Source organism: Streptomyces sp. NBC_00005 (assembly GCF_045160215.1).
GTDB lineage: Bacteria > Actinomycetota > Actinomycetes > Streptomycetales > Streptomycetaceae > Streptomyces.
This window is the reverse complement of sequence record NZ_CP108316.1, coordinates 4,830,056-4,846,167: the sequence shown is the minus strand read 5'-3', so window position 1 is coordinate 4,846,167 and position 16,112 is coordinate 4,830,056. Positions and strand designations below refer to the sequence as shown.

The window sequence follows — 16,112 nt, the reverse complement described above, 5'->3', positions numbered from 1 at the left end:
GGTTACCCGAGGTAAGAGGGGACCAGAAGGTGAAAAAGTTTCACCATACCGCCCGGTAGGGTCCTTTCGGCCAGAAAAGCGACGAGGCTGCACATCCCCGACGCATCCCCGCCGCCGGACTACCTCCGAACCCTCACCGGCTCATCACGGGCGCGCCGTACGATCTCCTCCTCTCACCTGCGGCAACTCCCCCGCAGGGCAACTCCGTTGAACCTCTGGAGTGGCCCGTGTCCACCCCCCACCCGCTCGCTGCCATGGCGGTTCACTCCACGACGTACGACGGCACGCCGATCCTCGTGGAGCCCACGATCCGGCGGCTGGACGGGGAGGTGCGCGAGGTCGCCGTGCCGCCCTTCGTCCCGCCCCTGACGCACGGCTCGCTTGCCGACCTGCCCTTCGACAACGCGCGCATCGCCCCCGAGGACAAGGTCCTCAGTCGCCGGACCGAGGCGGGCCGGTGGGCGGACGTGACGGCGGCCCGGTTCGCGGACGAGGTGCTGGCGGTGGCCAAAGGGCTGATCGCCGAGGGGCTGACGGCGGGGGACCGTATCGCCGTCATGGCGCGGACGATCTACGAGTGGACGCTCCTCGACTTCGCCGCGTGGGCCGCCGGCCTCGTCACCGTCCCGATCTACCCCACGTCCTCCGCCTTCCAGACTCGGTGGATCCTCCAGGACTCCGGCGCCGTCGCGCTCGTCACGGAGACCGCCGCCCAGGCCGCGGCCCTCGGCCCGGAACTCGACCGGGTGCCGGACCTGCGCCACCTGTGGATCGTCGAGAAGGACCACGTGGACCGCCTGGCGGAGCGCGGCGCGCAGGTGCCGGACCAGGAAGTGGCCGTACGGCGCGGGATGTTGGGCCCCAGCACCCTCGCCACCGTCGTCTACACCTCGGGCACGACCGGCCGCCCCAAGGGCTGCGCGATCACCCACGGCAACTTCTTCGCCGAGGTCGACAACGCGATCGAGCTCCTCTACCCCGTCTTCCGGGCGCGGACCAGCGAGGAGGCCGCGGTCCTGCACTTCCTCCCCATGTCGCACATCTTCGGCCGCATGGTCGCGGTCGCCTGCATCCGGGCCCGGGTCCGCCTCGGCCACGCCCCGAGCCTGAAGTCGGAGGAACTGCTCCCCGACCTGGCGAGCTTCAGGCCGACCTGTCTCGTCGCCATCCCGTACATGCTGGAGAAGGTGTTCAACGCGGCCCGCGCGCGGGCCGAGAGCGGCGGCCGGGTCACGTCCTTCGACCGCGCGGTGGGCGTGGCCTGCCGGTACGGCGAGGCGATGGAGGCCCGCCACGCCGGCACGGGCTCCGGCCCGAACACCGCGCTGAAGACGGCCCGCACCTTCTACGACCCGCTCGTGTACCGCCGTATCCGCAACGCCATGGGCGGCAGGGTCCGTTACATGATCTGCGGCGGCTCCCCGCTGGGCCGGCGGCTGGCCTCCTTCTACGCGGGCGCGGGCATCGAGATCTACGAGGGCTACGGCCTGACGGAGACGACGGGCGCGTCCACCGTGAGCCCGCCGCTGAAACCCCGCCTGGGCACGGTGGGTTGGCCCCTGCCCGGCACCAAGGTCCGCATCGCCGCCGACGGCGAGATCATGCTGTCCGGCGACCACGTCCTGCGCGGCTACTGGGACCCGCACGCGGGCGGAGTCGTCCCCGCGACCGTCGACGGCTGGCTTGCCACCGGCGACATCGGCCGGCTGGACGAGGAGGGGTACCTCTACATCACCGGCCGGAAGAAGGAATTGCTGATCACGGCGGGCGGCAAGAGCGTGGCCCCGGCCCCGCTGGAGAACTGGCTCCGCGCCCACCCCCTGATCTCCCAGGTCATGGTCGTCGGCGACGCCCGCCCCTACGTCGGCGCCCTCATCACCCTCGACATGGAGGGCGTCAGCCACTGGCGCCGCATGCACGACAAGCACCCGGTCCCGGCGGAACTCCTCCTGAACGACGAGGAGTTGAGGCAGCTCCTGCAGCGAGCGGTGGACGAGGCCAACAAACTGGTCTCCCGCCCGGAATCCATCCGCCGCTTCACCATCCTCCCGGTCGACTTCACGGAGGACGCGGGCCACTTGACCCCGTCGATGAAGCTGAAGCGGCAGGCGATCGCGGAGGAATTCGCCCCGCAGATCGAGCAGCTCTACGACCCGTACGGCGCGGCAGCACCCCGTTAGGGGGCGCCCGTTCAGGGGCGCGGGGCTGTGTCCATGTGCGGCTGCGCCGCGTGGGCGTGACCAGCCACGACGAACCCGCAGACGGCCGACGACCAGCCACGGCACAACCCCACCGCAAAACCCACGGAGTGCCCGCACCAACTCCGCACGCGAGCATCGTACGATCGCCGTTCTAACCCGCGGTAACCCTCAGCCGCACACCGCCGGTGAACGTCTCGGTACGTTCTGCGCGTACTACAGCAGAGCGGAATCGAGCTGCACGCCCCAGGAGCTGCCATGTCCGTGTCCGTGCCCTATCCGTCCGCGTCCGACTACGACGGCGTGCCCCAACTGGTGGAGCCCGAGATACGTCGGCTGGACGGAGAGGTGCGTGAGGCGTCGGTCCCGCCGCTCGCCCCGCCCCCCACCCACGGCTCGCTCGCCGACCTGCCGTTCGACAACGCGGACACCGCGCCCGCCGCCCGCGTCCTCAGCCGCCGTACGCACGAAGGGGATTGGGCGGACGTGACGGCGACGGAGTTCGCCCAGCAGGTCCTTGCGCTGGCGAAGGGCCTCATCTCGGAAGGCCTGGTCCCCGGCGACCGTATCGCCGTCATGGCGCGGACGATCTACGAGTGGACGCTCCTCGACTTCGCCGCGTGGGCCGCCGGCCTCGTCACCGTCCCGATCTACCCCACCTCCTCCGTCTACCAGACGCGGTGGATCCTCCAGGACTCCGGCGCGGTGGCCCTGGTGACGGAGACCGCCGCGCAGGCGTCGGCGCTCGGTCCGGAGCTCAGCCGCCTGCCCGACCTGCGCCACATGTGGATCGTCGAGAAGGGGCACCTGGAGCGGCTGGCCGAGCTCGGGCAGCCCGTCCCCGAGCAGGAAGTCGCCGTACGGCGCGGCATGTTGGTCCCCGACACGCTCGCCACCGTCATCTACACCTCGGGCACGACCGGCCGCCCCAAGGGCTGCGTGCTCACGCACGGCAACTTCCTCGCCGAGGTCGACAACGCGATCGAACTCCTCTACCCGATCTTCAAGTCGAAGTCGGAAGACCCCTCCACGCTCGTCTTCCTCCCCATGTCGCACGTCTTCGGCCGCATGGTGGCGATCGCCTGCATCCGCGCCAGGGTCCGTCTGGGCCACGCCCCGAGCCTGGAGGCGGAAGACCTCCTGGCCGACCTGGCCGCCTTCCGCCCGACCTTCCTCCTCTGCATCCCCTACATGCTGGAGAAGGTCTACAACAACGCCCGGGCCAAGGCGGAGATCGGTGGCCGGGCCGCCGCCTTCGACCGCGCGGCGAGCGTGGCCGTCCGCTACGGCGAGGCGATGGAGGCCCGCCACGCCGGCACCGGCTCCGGCCCGAGCACCGCCCTGAAGACGGCCCGCGCCTTCTACGACTCCCTCGTCTACCGCCGCATCCGCAACGCCATGGGCGGCCGCATCCGCCACATCATCTCCGGCGGCTCCCCGCTCGGCCGCCGCCTCGCGGCCTTCTACGCGGGCGCGGGCATGGAGATCTACGAGGGCTACGGCCTCACCGAGTCGACCGGCGCGGCCACCGTCACCCCACCCCTCAAACCCCGCCTGGACACGGTGGGTTGGCCCATGCCCGGCACGAAGGTCCGTATCGCGGCCGACGGCGAGATCCTGCTCAGCGGCGGTCAGGTCTTCCGCGGCTACTGGGACCCGCACGGCGGCGGAGTGATCCCCTCGTCGACGGACGGCTGGTTCGCGACGGGTGACATCGGCCGCCTGGACGACGAGGGCTACCTCACGATCACCGGCCGCAAGAAGGAGATCATCATCACGGCAGGCGGCAAGAACACCGCCCCGGCCCCCCTCGAGAACTGGCTCCGCTCGCACCCCCTGATCTCCCAGTGCATGGTCGTGGGCGACCGCCGCCCCTACATCGCCGCGCTCATCACCCTGGACATGGACGGCATCACCCACTGGCGCCGGATGAACGGCAGGCACCCCGTCCCCGCGGAACTCCTGGTCGAGGACGAGGAGTTGAGGGCGGTCCTGCAGCGAGCGGTGGACGAGGCGAACAAGCTGGTCTCCCGCCCGGAGTCCATCCGCCGCTTCGTCGTCGTCCCCCGGGACTTCACGGAGGAGGCGGGCCATCTGACACCGTCGATGAAGCTGCGGCGGGAGACGGTGATGCGGGACTTCGCGACGGAGGTGGAGGCGCTGTACGAGCGCTGAGCAGTCCCCTTACGGGGCCAGCTCCGTGAGCGGCACCGCCTGCAGCGGGGCGCCGTACCGGATGTACCACTCGGTGGCCATCACCCTGGCCCGCTCGGGCGGCGGGAGCGCGGCGAGCCGCCCGGGCAGGGCGCCGCGCTTCACCTCACTGCGATGGGCGAGTACAGCGGCCACCTTCCGCCGGACCCAAGGTCCGACGTCGACCGCAGCGGTGATCCACGCGTCCGGCACGCTGTACATCGCCCTGCCGGGCCGCAGCAGGATGTCGCCGCCGCCCAGCGCCCGTACGGCGGATTCAGGATGGGTGGCGAGATAAAGAGCTCCTGGCTGCCAGGCCGCACCGGCCTCCGGATACAGCCGCCCCCACCCGGCGGCCTGCACCGCGAGCACGGTCACCCGGTGGGTGTGGACGTGATCGGGATGCCCGCTCAGATTGCCGTAGGCGTCGTGTGTGACGACGATCTCCGGCCGGAACTCCCGGATGTGCGCGACCAGTTGCCGCACGGCCTCGTCGAGCGGCGCGTCGCAGAAACGGGGGCGTCCCGGCGCCGACTCAGGCACCTTCGCATCGGCGTACCCGAGCAACCTGGGCTCCCCGGCCCCGAGGATGCGCAGTGCCTCGGCCAACTCGGTGGCCCGCCACGTGCCTTCGGCCCAGGTCCCCGTGACGACAGCGGTCCGCGCACCCGAGGCGGCGTGCTGCGCGAGCACGCCGCCTGCGGCCAGGGACTCGTCGTCGGGGTGCGCGAAGACCGCGAGAAGGCTCGGGAGAGACATGGCCGGGTCACCTTCCGGTCGGGGGCCGGTCCGGAGCACGGTGTCACATCCCGGAGAGGGTCCGCCGTCCGATCGGGCCGTCTAGGTACGGGGCTTGCGGGCCATCAGGTACGCCTGCGGTGTCCGCTCCCCGAGCCCCTCGTCCGCCTCCCGCACCGTCCGTGACGCGAGCGCGAACCCGGCCTGTGTCAACAGCTCGGCCACGTCGTCCGGTTGGCGGCGCAGGAAGGTCAGTGACACGTCGTGGCCGAACGGCCGGTCGTGGTGCCGGTGCTGGTCGCCGGCCTGGAAGGCGAGCAGAAGGTGGCCGCCGGGGGCGAGCACGCGGTGGAACTCGGCGAAGAGCGCGGGCAGTTTCTCCACAGGGGTGTGGATGGTCGAGTACCAGGAGACGACCCCCGCGAGATCCCCGTCGGGGACGTCCAGGCCCAGCATCGAGCCCTGCTCGAACCGCAGACCCGGATTCTCCCGGCGGGCGATCGCGAGCATCGACTCCGACAGGTCGACGCCGAAGACCTTGAGGCCGAGGGAGGCGAGGTGCGCTGTGCTCCGCCCCGGCCCGCACCCCAGATCGGCCACCGTCCCGTCACCGCCCACGAGTTCGGCGTACGCGCCGAGAATCGCCCGGTCCAGCGGGGAGGCCGCGTGCTTGCCCTCGAACATGGCGGCATAGTCCTCGGCGATGGCGTCGTAGAACACCCGGGTGGTGGTCACGAACCCGTTGTCGACCTCGGTGTCGATCTCGTTGTCGGTCATGGTCGAAACCGTAGCCACCGCCACTGACAGTCGGCTTCGACCGGCTCCCTCACACCACCCCGGCCGCCCGCAACACAGCCGCCGTCCCCGCCGCCCCCAACACCACCACCACGAACGGGGCCCGCCGCCACGCCAGCACACACCCGACCGCCACCCCGGCCGGCCGCGCCCATCCCGCAAGACCCCCGCCCTCCGTCAGCGCACCGGTCGCCAGCAGGGCGGCGAGCAGGACGATCGCCCCGGCCGACAGCAACTCCCGCACCCGCGCCGGGAGTTCCACCCGCCCGTGCAGCGCGGGTCCGACCAGCCGGAAGGCGTACGTCCCGACCGCCAGCGCCAGGATCATGGCGACCGTCGCGTTCACGCCGACGCCTCCTTCCGGCCGTCGCGCCCGAACAGGACCAGCCCCGCCAACGCCAGCAGCACCGGCACGCCCGCCGGGACGGCCGGGGTGACCGCGAGCGCGATCCCCGCGCCGAGCAGCGCGCACCGCCGTACCCGTGCGTCCTCGCGCAGCGTCGGCAGGACCAGCGCCACCAGCACGGCGGGAAAGGCCGCGTCCAGGCCGTACCTCGCCGTGTCCCCGAGGGCGTCCCCGGCCAGCGCTCCGGCCAGGACGCCGACGTTCCACACGACGAACAGGCCGACCCCCGAGATCCAGAACGCCGCCCGTCGCCGTACCGGATCCGGCTGCGCGAGGGCGAAGGCCACCGTCTCGTCCGTCACCAAATGGGCGCCGAGCAGACGGGCGCCACGCCCCCGTCCGGGCGTGTCCGCGAGCGCGAGGCTGAAGGCCGCCGTGCGCGTGTTGAGCAGCAGTCCCGTGGCGGCCGCGGCCAGCGGACCGCCCCCGGCCAGCAGCACACCGACCGCGCTGAACTGGGCCGAGCCCGCGTACACCACCAGCGACATCACCACCGGCACCCACACCGGCAGACCGCCGGCCACCGAGATCGCGCCGAAGGAGACACCGACGACGCCCCCGGCCAGCCAGACGAGTGAACTGTCGCGGACGAGGTCCCTCGGGGGTGTTCGTTGTAGCGAACGCATGTTCATTAGGATGGACAGAAGCTGTCGTGTTCGTCAAGGCGAACGAACGTACCGATGGAGCGAACAAGTATGGCCGACACGCCGTCCCCGCCCTCCCGGCTCCCCCTCGGCTGGATCGCCGCGGCCCTGCGACGCGAGCGCACCCGGGCCGGGCTCTCCCTCTCCGAGCTGGCCAAACGGGCCGGTATCGCCAAGTCCACGCTGTCCCAGCTGGAGGCGGCGAGCGGGAATCCGAGCATGGAGACGATCTGGGCGCTGGCGGTCGCGCTCGGTGTCCCCTTCAGCACGCTGGTGGAGCCGCCGGCACCGGCCGTTCAGGTGATTCGGGCCGGCGAGGGGCCCACCGTGCACTCCGAGCAGTCGAGCTACACGGCCACGCTGCTGTCGGCGAGCCCGCCCGGAGCCCGGCGGGACATCTACCACGTCTGGCTGGAGCCCGGCACCGTACGCGATTCGCAGCCGCACATTCCGGGGACCATGGAGCACATCGTGGTCAGGGCCGGAAAAGTGAAGGCCGGGCCGCTGGGGGAGCAGGCGGAGCTGGGGCCGGGCGACTACATGGCCTACCGCGGGGACGTGCCGCACGCCTACGAGGCGCTGGCGCCCGGGACGACGTTCGTGCTGGTCATGCAGCACGTGTGAGCCGCGCGGAGAAAAGGCAGGAGCCCCGCTGCCTTGCGGCACGGGGCTCCTTGGGTACTGCTCTCAGTTCCGGACCAAAGCACCAGGCTCCGAGACCGAATGATCAGACTGATCGGGACTGATCAGACGGGGGTGACGTTCTCCGCCTGCGGGCCCTTCGGGCCCTGGGTCACGTCGAAGGAGACCTGCTGGTTCTCCTCCAGCGAGCGGAAGCCGCTCGCGTTGATCGCGGAGTAGTGAACGAAGACGTCGGGGCCGCCGCCTTCTTGGGCGATGAAGCCAAAGCCCTTTTCGGCGTTGAACCACTTCACGGTTCCGGTAGCCATAAGCCCTCCTTGGGCCCAAAGGGTTGCCCTGCTCCAGAACCCTGCAAGTGTGAAAACAAGTGCTGCACAACTGCATACGTCTGAAAACGACGAGAGCCCGCGGTTACATGCTCCGCAGGCTCTGTACTGCAAGGGAAACCAAACTGCAACTTGCGGCGAGCCTAGCACGCAGGCAGCCGAAAGCAATAGAGGGCAAGATCACGTCACTCGGACGTTTGAATGAGCCGGGTGGGATTGACGGGACACCGGCAACAGCGACGCACCACCCTGAAGGCTGCACCGTACCTCATAGGGTCTAGCCTCGCGATGTGGACAATTCTCGCACCCGGCCGCGCGTCGGCCACATCCAGTTCCTGAACTGCCTGCCCCTTTACTGGGGGCTCGCGAGAACGGGCACGCTCCTCGACTTCGAGCTGACGAAGGACACCCCGGAGAAGCTCAGCGAGAAGCTGGTGCAGGGAGATCTCGACATCGGGCCCATCACCCTGGTCGAGTTCCTCAAGAACGCGGATGACCTGGTCGCCTTCCCCGACATCGCCGTCGGCTGCGACGGCCCGGTCATGTCCTGCGTGATCGTCTCGCAACTCCCACTGGACCGCCTGGACGGCGCCCGGGTCGCCCTCGGCTCGACCTCGCGCACGTCCGTACGCCTCGCCCAGCTGTTGCTGGCCGACCGCTACGGCGTCCAGCCCGACTACTACACCTGCCCGCCGGATCTCAGCCTGATGATGCAGGAGGCCGAAGCGGCCGTACTCATCGGGGACGCGGCGCTGCGCGCCAACCTCCTCGACGGGCCGCGGTTCGGCCTCCAGGTGCACGACCTCGGCGCGCTGTGGAAGGAATGGACCGGCCTGCCCTTCGTCTTCGCCGTCTGGGCCGCCCGCCGCGACTACCTGGAGCGCGAACCGGAGATCACCCGCAAGGTCCACGAGGCCTTCCTCTCCTCCCGCAACCTCTCCCTGGAGGAGGTCGGCAAGGTCGCCGAGCAGGCGGCCCGCTGGGAGGAGTTCGACGAGCGGGTCCTGGAGCAGTACTTCACCACGCTGGACTTCCGGTTCGGGGGGCCGCAGTTGGCGGCGGTCGCCGAGTTCGCGCGGCGCGTGGGGCCGACCACGGGCTTCCCGGCGGATGTGAAGGTGGATCTGCTGCAGCCGTGAGAGCCCTTTCCGTGCGGGTGGGCGCACTACCCTTCTAGTGGTTACGGGGGAGGGGTGGACCGCATGCAACCGCTCGCAGTCGACGAGCCCACCGTCGTGGGGCCCTACCGGCTGCTCGGCCGGCTCGGCTCCGGCGGCATGGGCCGCGTCTATCTGGGCCGCAGCGCGGGGGGTCGCACGGTCGCGGTCAAGATCGTGCACCCCCACTTCGCGCTCGACGAGGAGTTCCGCGCCCGCTTCCGCCGCGAGGTGGAGGCCGCGCGCCGGGTGGGCGGTGCGTGGACGGCGCCCGTCCTGGACGCGGACCCCGAGGCCGGCGTGCCGTGGGTCGCGACGGCGTACGCGGCGGGTCCCTCACTGTCGGGAGCGGTCGCGGACGGCGGCCCGCTCCCTCTTCATTCGGTACGGGTTCTGGGTGCCGGCCTGGCGGAAGCGCTGGCGTCGGTGCACGAACTGGGGCTGGTACACCGGGATGTGAAGCCGTCGAACGTGCTGCTGACGCTCGACGGTCCGCTGCTGATCGACTTCGGGATCGCGCGGGCCACGGACGGCACGGCCTCCCTGACCTCGACCGGCGTCTCGATCGGCTCGCCCGGCTACATGTCGCCCGAGCAGATCCTCGGCAAGGGGGCCACCGGGGCGGCCGACGTCTTCTCGCTGGGGGCGGTGCTGGCGTACGCGGCGACCGGGGAGCCGCCGTTCCCGGGGGACTCGTCCGCGGCCCTGCTCTACAAGGTCGTCCACGAGGAGCCCGAACTCGGTTCGCTGGACGGCGAGTTGCGGGACGTGGTGGCGGCGTGCCTGGCCAAGGAGCCCGACCGGCGGCCGACGCCCGCGGAGGTGGCGCGGCGGCTGGCTTCCGAGGGGGCGGCGCGGCTGGTGGCGGGCGGGTGGCTGCCGGGAACGCTGGTGGAGCAGGTGAGCCGAAGTGCCGTACAGCTGCTGAATCTTGAGGCGGTGCAGGGGGACGAGGCGGTTTCGGGGCCGGTGGGGTTCAGCAGTCCCTCGGTCGGGGATGCGGCGACGGCCGGCGGGTCAGGGGCCGGGCAGCCGACGGTGGGGGAGTTCGGGCCGGCGCCGGTGATGCCGCCTCTGCCCACGATCGAGCCTTCGGTGCCGGTTCCCACGGTCGCGCCCTCGGTGCCAGAACCGCGTGACGCGCCGCCCGCCGAGCAGCGTCCCGGCAAGCTCTCCGTCTCCGTGGCGGCGACGTCCGCGCCGGGGGACGGCGGGCGCGGGCGCCGGCTGAGCTGCACGGTGGCGCTCGCCGTCGCGGGGGCGCTGGCGGCGGTGACGGTGGGGTCGGTGTTCGTGTTCGACCTGCTGCCGGGCAGTGGCGACGACACCCATGCGGGCGGCAACGACAGCGGGTCGTATTCCCGGGCGCCCAGCGCGACTTCGAGCGCTTCGGATGCCACGCCGGGTCCCTCGGCGACCGGGGAGCCCACCGACGGCTCCGGCAACACCGGCGGTGTCCCCGCCACCTACCTCGGCACCTGGGAGGGCCAGGGCCTCGCCCTCGACGGCAACCTTCCAGTGGGCACCTTCCGGCTGACCGTCCACCGGGCGGGCGTGGGCGAGGAGTTGGGCAAACTCCGGCAGACCGACCAGCTCGGGGGCGTCTGCAACGACGTACTGACCGTGAAGACGGTGACGAAGAAGCAGATCGTCGCGGAGTCGGTCGGCGCGAAGTCCAACCACTCCGGGTGCAATCCGGCGGCGCACACGGTGCGGTTGTCGCGGGTGGGGGACGACCTGAAGTACGTGTCGGACAGCGAGGCGGAGGGGAATCCTACGGCTCGGATGTCGAAGATCAAGTAGGGGACTGCGTACGGTCCTTGCGGCGGTTGGCACGGACGACGAGCAGCGGGACGAGCAGCGCGGCCCCCACGAGCGTGGCGCCGAGGCCCGCGGCCCAGACGTACGGGTACTGCTCGTGGACCCAGCAGGGCGCACCCACGTCGTGGCAGTCCAACCCGCGCTTGCGGGGTTTGGGCCGCCACGCCCCGGCGATCACAACGAGGACCGGCAGCGACACAGCTGCGCCGGGGAGCGCGAGCGCGACCTGAACGAGCCAGTGCCTGCGAGGTTCTCCCCAAGTGATACGCGCCAGGGGGAGGATCACGGCGGCGGCCCCCCACGGCAGCAGCACACCGGCGGAGACGGCGAATCCATACCCGCCGCCGGGCCAGCCAGGAGCGATGCCGCTCCAGATGTCAGGTCCCCAGACTTGGGCGATGACGAAAGGGCCGATGATCGCGGCGACTGCGGCCCAGCCGCCCGCCCAGCGCCGCATCTGTCGTCGGCTGAACCGGCGTTCGCGCTCATCAGGGGCGGCCGACGCGGCCGTACGCCCGCGTGCCCGCTCATACCGCAGAGACGCCCCCGCAGCCTTCCTCCGCCTCGGCCTCCCCGAGCCCCCGCGCATGCCCCGTCGTCCTCCCGCCGCTACTGCGGCGTCGTCACCGTGACGTGGTCGCCGGTGCCCAGGTGCAGCATGCCCTTGCCGGGGGAGACCGGGCCGCCGACCATGCTCCGGGTCGTGCGGATGCCGATCAGTTCGCCCGAGCCCGACTCCTGCGGCGAGAGCAGGATGCCGCGGCGGGCCTTCTTCGCGTCGACCTGCCAGCCGGAGAAGCCGTCGCAGATCTCGTCCTCGTCACCGGCGATGACGACGGCGAGACCCTCCTCGGCGCCGCGCTCGACGATGCGCTTGAAGACGTCCTCGGCGTCGCAGTCGTCCAGCACCTCGGCGTCGTCGACCAGGACGACGATCGGTTCCTGGGGCGTGGCCGACCCGATGGCCTCCTCCAGCTCGTCCTCGTCGACATCGCGGCCGGTGAAGACCTTCAACACGCCTTCCTGGCCGTCGAGTTCGCGCAGCGGCGACGGGCGCGGCGCCGCGATGATCAGGCGCACGCCCTTGGTGAGGTAGGAGCGGGCGAAGTTCAACAGGACCGTGCTGCGGCCGGACTTGGCGGGACCGCCGATCACGAACGCCGGGACGCCCTGCGCCAGGTCGGGGCCGAACGCGGAGAGTTCGTCGCCGCCGACGCCCGCGAGCGCCCACAGCGGAGCGGACGTCGTCGCCGGGTCGCGCATCGCCCACGCGTCCGCGAAGGAGATACGGCTCGGCAGGACGTCGACCCGGAACGGGCGCCGGGAGCGCGGGACCCCGGCGTCCCGGGCTGCTGCTGCCTCGCCGATCGCGACCAGGGCGGCGTTCTGCCCCTGACCCGTCGTGTCCTCGGAGAGCAGCGCGAACTGCGTCTCGGTGGCCGTCTCGTTGCGGAAGCCGCGGCCGGGCGGGATCTCCTCGGGAACCTTGCGGGCGTTGATGTCCAGCATCGAGAAGTCGGCGCGGTCGGCGAGACGCAGGCCGAACTTGTCCTCGGTGAGCGAGGAGATACGGCCGGCCAGGATCTGCCGGTCACCGGTGAGGACGGCGTGGATGCCGACGCTCGCGCCCTCACGCATCATCGCCAGGATCTGGTCGGTCAGGTCACCGTGGTTGTGCTCGCCGAGGGTGGGCAGCCAGCCCTCCCAGCGGTCGAGCAGCAGCACGATGTGCGGCAGCCGCTCTTCCTCGGCGACGGAGGAACGCTGCTCGCCGATGTCGGCGAACCCCTTGTCCGCGAGCAGCTCCTGACGGCGGGTCAGCTCTCCGCTCAGCCGGCCCATGAGCCGGTCGACCCGCTCCACCTGGTTGCGGCCGACGACCGCACCGCAGTGCGGCAGGCGGGTCAGCGCGTTCAGGGCGCCGTTGCCGCAGTCGATGCCGTACAGATGGACGTCGGCGCAGGAGTTGGTGCGGGCCAGCGAACCGGCGATGGTGCGCAGCACCTGCGATCGGCCGGAGCGCGGGGCACCGGCGACGATGAGGTGACCGAAGGTCGCGAAGTCCACGGCGACCGGGCGGCGGGCCTGGTCGGCGGGAAGGTCCTCGATGCCGTACGGGGCGGCGGGCAGCGAACCCTGGCTCCGCGGCGCCGGGACGTCGTCCAGCAGCAGCGTCTCGTCCAGGGCGGGCAGCCACGGGGAGTGCTGCGCCGGGATGGCCAGCGCGGTGTTGGCCTCCCGCACGGCGTCCACCAGCACCTTGAGGTCGGTGATCTCGTCGTCCTGGCGCGCCTCGGTCTTGGGCTTCTGCAGCCCGCCCCGGCCGAGGTCCTGCCAGGTGAGCGGGCCGGCCCAGGGCGCGAGGGCCGCCGGGTCGGCGGCACCGGGACGCCGGCCGCCGACCCGGCCGGACTGGAACGGGATCAGGGAGGCGTGGCCGAGGCGGACGTACGCACGACCCGGCGTGTTCTTGGAGATGTGCCCGGCCTCGGGCGCGTCGATCACGTCGGTGGACTCGCCCGCGTCGGTCACGCGCAGCGCGATGCGCAGGTTGGTGTTGGCGCGGATCTCGGGGGAGACGACGCCGGACGGTCGTTGGGTGGCCAGCAGCAGGTGAATGCCGAGGGACCGGCCTCGCTGGGCGATGTTGACGAGACCGGTGACGAAGTCGGGCAGGTCACGGACCATCGACGCGAACTCGTCGATGACGATGAGGAGTCGGGGGACCGGCGCGTGGGAGGGATCCCGGCGCACCAGGTCCTGGTAGTCCTCGATGTCCTTGGCGTCGGCGGCGGCGAGGATGTGCTCGCGCCGCTTGAGCTCGGCGCCCAGCGATTCGAGGGCGCGCTCGACGAGGTGGGCGTCGAGGTCGGTGACCATGCCGACCGTGTGCGGCAGCTTCACACAGTCCTTGAACGCCGAACCGCCCTTGTAGTCGACGAGGACGAACGTCATGTTCTCGGGTGTGTTGGCGACGGCGAGCGCGGCCACGATGGTCTGCAGCAGCTCCGACTTGCCGGAACCGGTCGTACCGGCGATCAGACCGTGCGGCCCGTCCTTGCGCATGTCGATGCCGAACGGACCGTCGTAGGACTCACCGATGACGGCCATCGTCGACTGCCCGCCCATCCGCCAGCGCGCGGCGATCGCGTCGCGCGTGGGCGGCTCCAGCTGCAGCACGTCCAGCAGCCGGCTGGAGCCGGGCAGCGCGGAGTCCTCGGACTCGCCGCTGATGTCGCGCAGCGGGGAGAGGGACCGGGCCAGCCGTGCGCACCAGGCCGCGGAGACGAAGTCGGGCCGTACGTTCTTCTTCCGCAGCGCCCCGGTCTGCTCGACGCGGAGCCGCAACTCGGGGGCCTGCTCGGCGTGTTCCTCGCCCTGCTGCGCGGACGGGTGCCAGGCCTGGAAGGAGGGGAAGCCGCCGGCGGACTGCTGGGCCACGGGGGCGGGGGAGTTGCTGTCGTCGTCCGTGCGCCGGGGCTCGGCGACGACGAAGGCCTGGCACTCGCCGGGCAGGAACCGCTCCTCCTCGTCCAGGCAGATCGCGTAGATGGCGACGGCCGGACCTTCCCGCAGCAGTCGTACGACACCGGGCATCGACCGCAGCCGCCGCGACCCGTCCCATACGACGACGATGTCGGGGTCGGAGAAGGCGGGACCGTCGGTCTTGCTCTTGCCGCCCTGCTGGAGCGCCTTCTGGCGGCCGTCGAGCAACTGGGTCAGCTCGCCGACGCGCGCGCCGACCGTCTCGGAGTCGGTGCCGATGAGGACGTTGACGTCCTGGCCGCTCGCCGGGCGGGCGTGCGGCAGCCAGCGCACCCAGTCCCAGCGGGTGTTGGCGTCGTTGTCGGTGAGGACGTAGAACTGCACGTCCATCGGGCTGTGCAGCACCGCGGTCTGCGCGACTGCCCAACGCCCCAGCGCGTGCGCGGAGTCACCGGGTCCCGCGACCCCGATGACACCGAGGTTCTTGAGGGGGAGCGCGACCGGCGCGTCCTCGATGTACCAGCGGACCTTGCGCTTGTGCTCGTCCTGCTCCGGATCGTCGAGCTCGACCTCGGACGGGACGCGTCCGGTGCCGAAGCGGAGGAGGAGGTGGTCGGCGTCGGTGCGCCGCCGCTCCCACAGCCGGGTGCGCGGACCGGTGCCGGTGGCGAGCACGGCGGCGGGGTCGGGAACGGCCTGCCGCCGGTCCGTCCGCTCCTGGACCAGCGCCTCCTGGGCGTCCTCCTCGATCCGCTCCTTGTGCTCCTGGTACTCCTTGCGCTGCTTGGCGTGCGACTTCCGGCCGTGCTTCTTGTCGTTGAAGTAGTTGCCGAAGAGCATGATCGGGCTCATCACGGCCATGATGAGGTAGTACCAGCGCCCGAACATGAAGACCGAGACGACGGCGCCGACGAGCGGCAGCAGCGCCATCAGCCACGGCAGCGGCCGAGCCTCGTAGTCGCCGGGCGGGTTGGGCAGCGAGAAGTGCGTCTGCCGCTCGGCGGGGCGCAGCCGCGGGGGCCGGTTGTAGTCGAGCCCGGCACCGTCGTCGGACCACTTCAGGGCCGCGTTGGGCGGGGCGTAGGCGGTGAGCTCGATGAGGGTGTTGCCGAGGGCGAGTTGGGCGCTGAGGGGCCAGTCGCCACCGTCGAACTCCTCGCCGTCGAGGCGTGCCTTCTCGTCCTCCTTGCTTGTGTGCAGGGCGACTTGGCAGGTGCCGTCGATGGCGATGGAGAGGGTGGCGGCGCGGTCGGGGAGTTCGGGGTCGTCGATGCGGATGTGCGCGGCCGGCCCGCTGCCGATGTCGTACCGTCCGACCCCGAGCCGGTGCACGGCACCGGCCGCGGGCCCGCCGGCCACACGGAACTCCACCACGCCGGTGGGTTCGCCGAGGATGCAGCCGGCGGGGTCGTGCAGACTGACGACGGCGCCGTCGCGGAGCGGGGAGCCCACGACGGTGGCACCGGGATCGAGGGCGTAACCGTCGACGTAGGCGAGGGGAGCCGAGCTGCCGCCGGTGTGACGATGCGCCCCGATCGGGATGATCTGCGCACCGTCTCCCAAACCGACATGGCGCCCCAACTCCTGGGCGATGTCACCGACCGTGGACTCCGGATCGGCGTCGAGCACCACGTCGGCACTGGCACCGCCGAGCGGGTCGACGACGGTCAGACTCAGGCGCACGTTCCGTCCCCCAACACACCGAG

General features: G+C 71.4%; 12 protein-coding genes. 5 read left to right on the top strand and 7 right to left on the bottom strand.

Going from position 1 to position 16,112, the window contains the following annotated elements; translation table 11 throughout:
* Positions 1–227 precede the first annotated feature (227 nt).
* Both OG303_RS22180 and OG303_RS22175 read left to right on the top strand, forming a co-directional pair.
* Positions 228–2,180, top strand: a complete 1,953-nt coding sequence (locus tag OG303_RS22180; protein ID WP_405870309.1) for an AMP-dependent synthetase/ligase — start codon at positions 228–230, stop codon at positions 2,178–2,180.
* Positions 2,181–2,456: 276 nt separating this feature from the next.
* On the top strand, positions 2,457–4,373 hold the full coding sequence (locus OG303_RS22175; protein WP_405870307.1) for an AMP-dependent synthetase/ligase: 1,917 nt from the start codon (positions 2,457–2,459) through the stop codon (positions 4,371–4,373).
* A 9-nt stretch (positions 4,374–4,382) separates the two neighbouring features.
* Here the strand turns inward: OG303_RS22175 and OG303_RS22170 are convergent, their stop codons facing one another.
* The 4 genes from OG303_RS22170 to OG303_RS22155 all read right to left on the bottom strand — a co-directional run bounded on the left by OG303_RS22170 (position 4,383) and on the right by OG303_RS22155 (position 6,956).
* On the bottom strand, positions 4,383–5,150 hold the full coding sequence (locus tag OG303_RS22170) for a PIG-L deacetylase family protein (protein ID WP_405870306.1): 768 nt from the start codon (positions 5,148–5,150) through the stop codon (positions 4,383–4,385).
* An 81-nt stretch (positions 5,151–5,231) separates the two neighbouring features.
* On the bottom strand, positions 5,232–5,906 hold the full coding sequence (locus tag OG303_RS22165) for a class I SAM-dependent DNA methyltransferase (RefSeq protein WP_405870305.1): 675 nt from the start codon (positions 5,904–5,906) through the stop codon (positions 5,232–5,234).
* A 49-nt stretch (positions 5,907–5,955) separates the two neighbouring features.
* On the bottom strand, positions 5,956–6,252 hold the full coding sequence (locus OG303_RS22160) for an AzlD domain-containing protein (RefSeq protein ID WP_405877414.1): 297 nt from the start codon (positions 6,250–6,252) through the stop codon (positions 5,956–5,958).
* A 14-nt stretch (positions 6,253–6,266) separates the two neighbouring features.
* Complete coding sequence (locus tag OG303_RS22155; RefSeq protein WP_405870303.1) at positions 6,267–6,956, bottom strand: AzlC family ABC transporter permease; 690 nt, start codon at positions 6,954–6,956, stop codon at positions 6,267–6,269.
* A gap of 69 nt (positions 6,957–7,025) precedes the next feature.
* On the opposite strand from OG303_RS22155, the gene OG303_RS22150 reads away from it, so the two are divergent.
* Positions 7,026–7,598, top strand: a complete 573-nt coding sequence (locus OG303_RS22150; RefSeq protein ID WP_405870302.1) for a helix-turn-helix domain-containing protein — start codon at positions 7,026–7,028, stop codon at positions 7,596–7,598.
* Positions 7,599–7,720: 122 nt separating this feature from the next.
* On the opposite strand, the gene OG303_RS22145 is transcribed toward OG303_RS22150, so the two are convergent.
* Positions 7,721–7,924 carry a cold-shock protein gene (locus tag OG303_RS22145; protein WP_003992177.1) on the bottom strand — a complete coding sequence of 68 codons (204 nt, stop codon included), beginning with the start codon at positions 7,922–7,924 and terminating at the stop codon, positions 7,721–7,723.
* A 308-nt stretch (positions 7,925–8,232) separates the two neighbouring features.
* On the opposite strand from OG303_RS22145, the gene OG303_RS22140 reads away from it, so the two are divergent.
* Complete coding sequence (locus tag OG303_RS22140) at positions 8,233–9,081, top strand: menaquinone biosynthetic enzyme MqnA/MqnD family protein (protein ID WP_405870301.1); 849 nt, start codon at positions 8,233–8,235, stop codon at positions 9,079–9,081.
* A 63-nt stretch (positions 9,082–9,144) separates the two neighbouring features.
* Positions 9,145–10,902, top strand: a complete 1,758-nt coding sequence (locus OG303_RS22135; protein ID WP_405870299.1) for a serine/threonine-protein kinase — start codon at positions 9,145–9,147, stop codon at positions 10,900–10,902.
* On the opposite strand, the gene OG303_RS22130 is transcribed toward OG303_RS22135, so the two are convergent.
* Together OG303_RS22130 and OG303_RS22125 are read right to left on the bottom strand one after the other, a co-directional pair.
* Positions 10,895–11,377, bottom strand: coding sequence for a hypothetical protein (locus OG303_RS22130; RefSeq protein ID WP_405870297.1), 483 nt, complete (start codon positions 11,375–11,377; stop codon positions 10,895–10,897). The two genes, OG303_RS22135 and OG303_RS22130, sit on opposite strands and share 8 nt — an antisense overlap.
* A gap of 152 nt (positions 11,378–11,529) precedes the next feature.
* Entirely contained in the window at positions 11,530–16,089 is a 4,560-nt protein-coding gene (locus OG303_RS22125; protein ID WP_405870296.1) for an FtsK/SpoIIIE domain-containing protein, read from the bottom strand.
* Positions 16,090–16,112 lie beyond the last annotated feature (23 nt).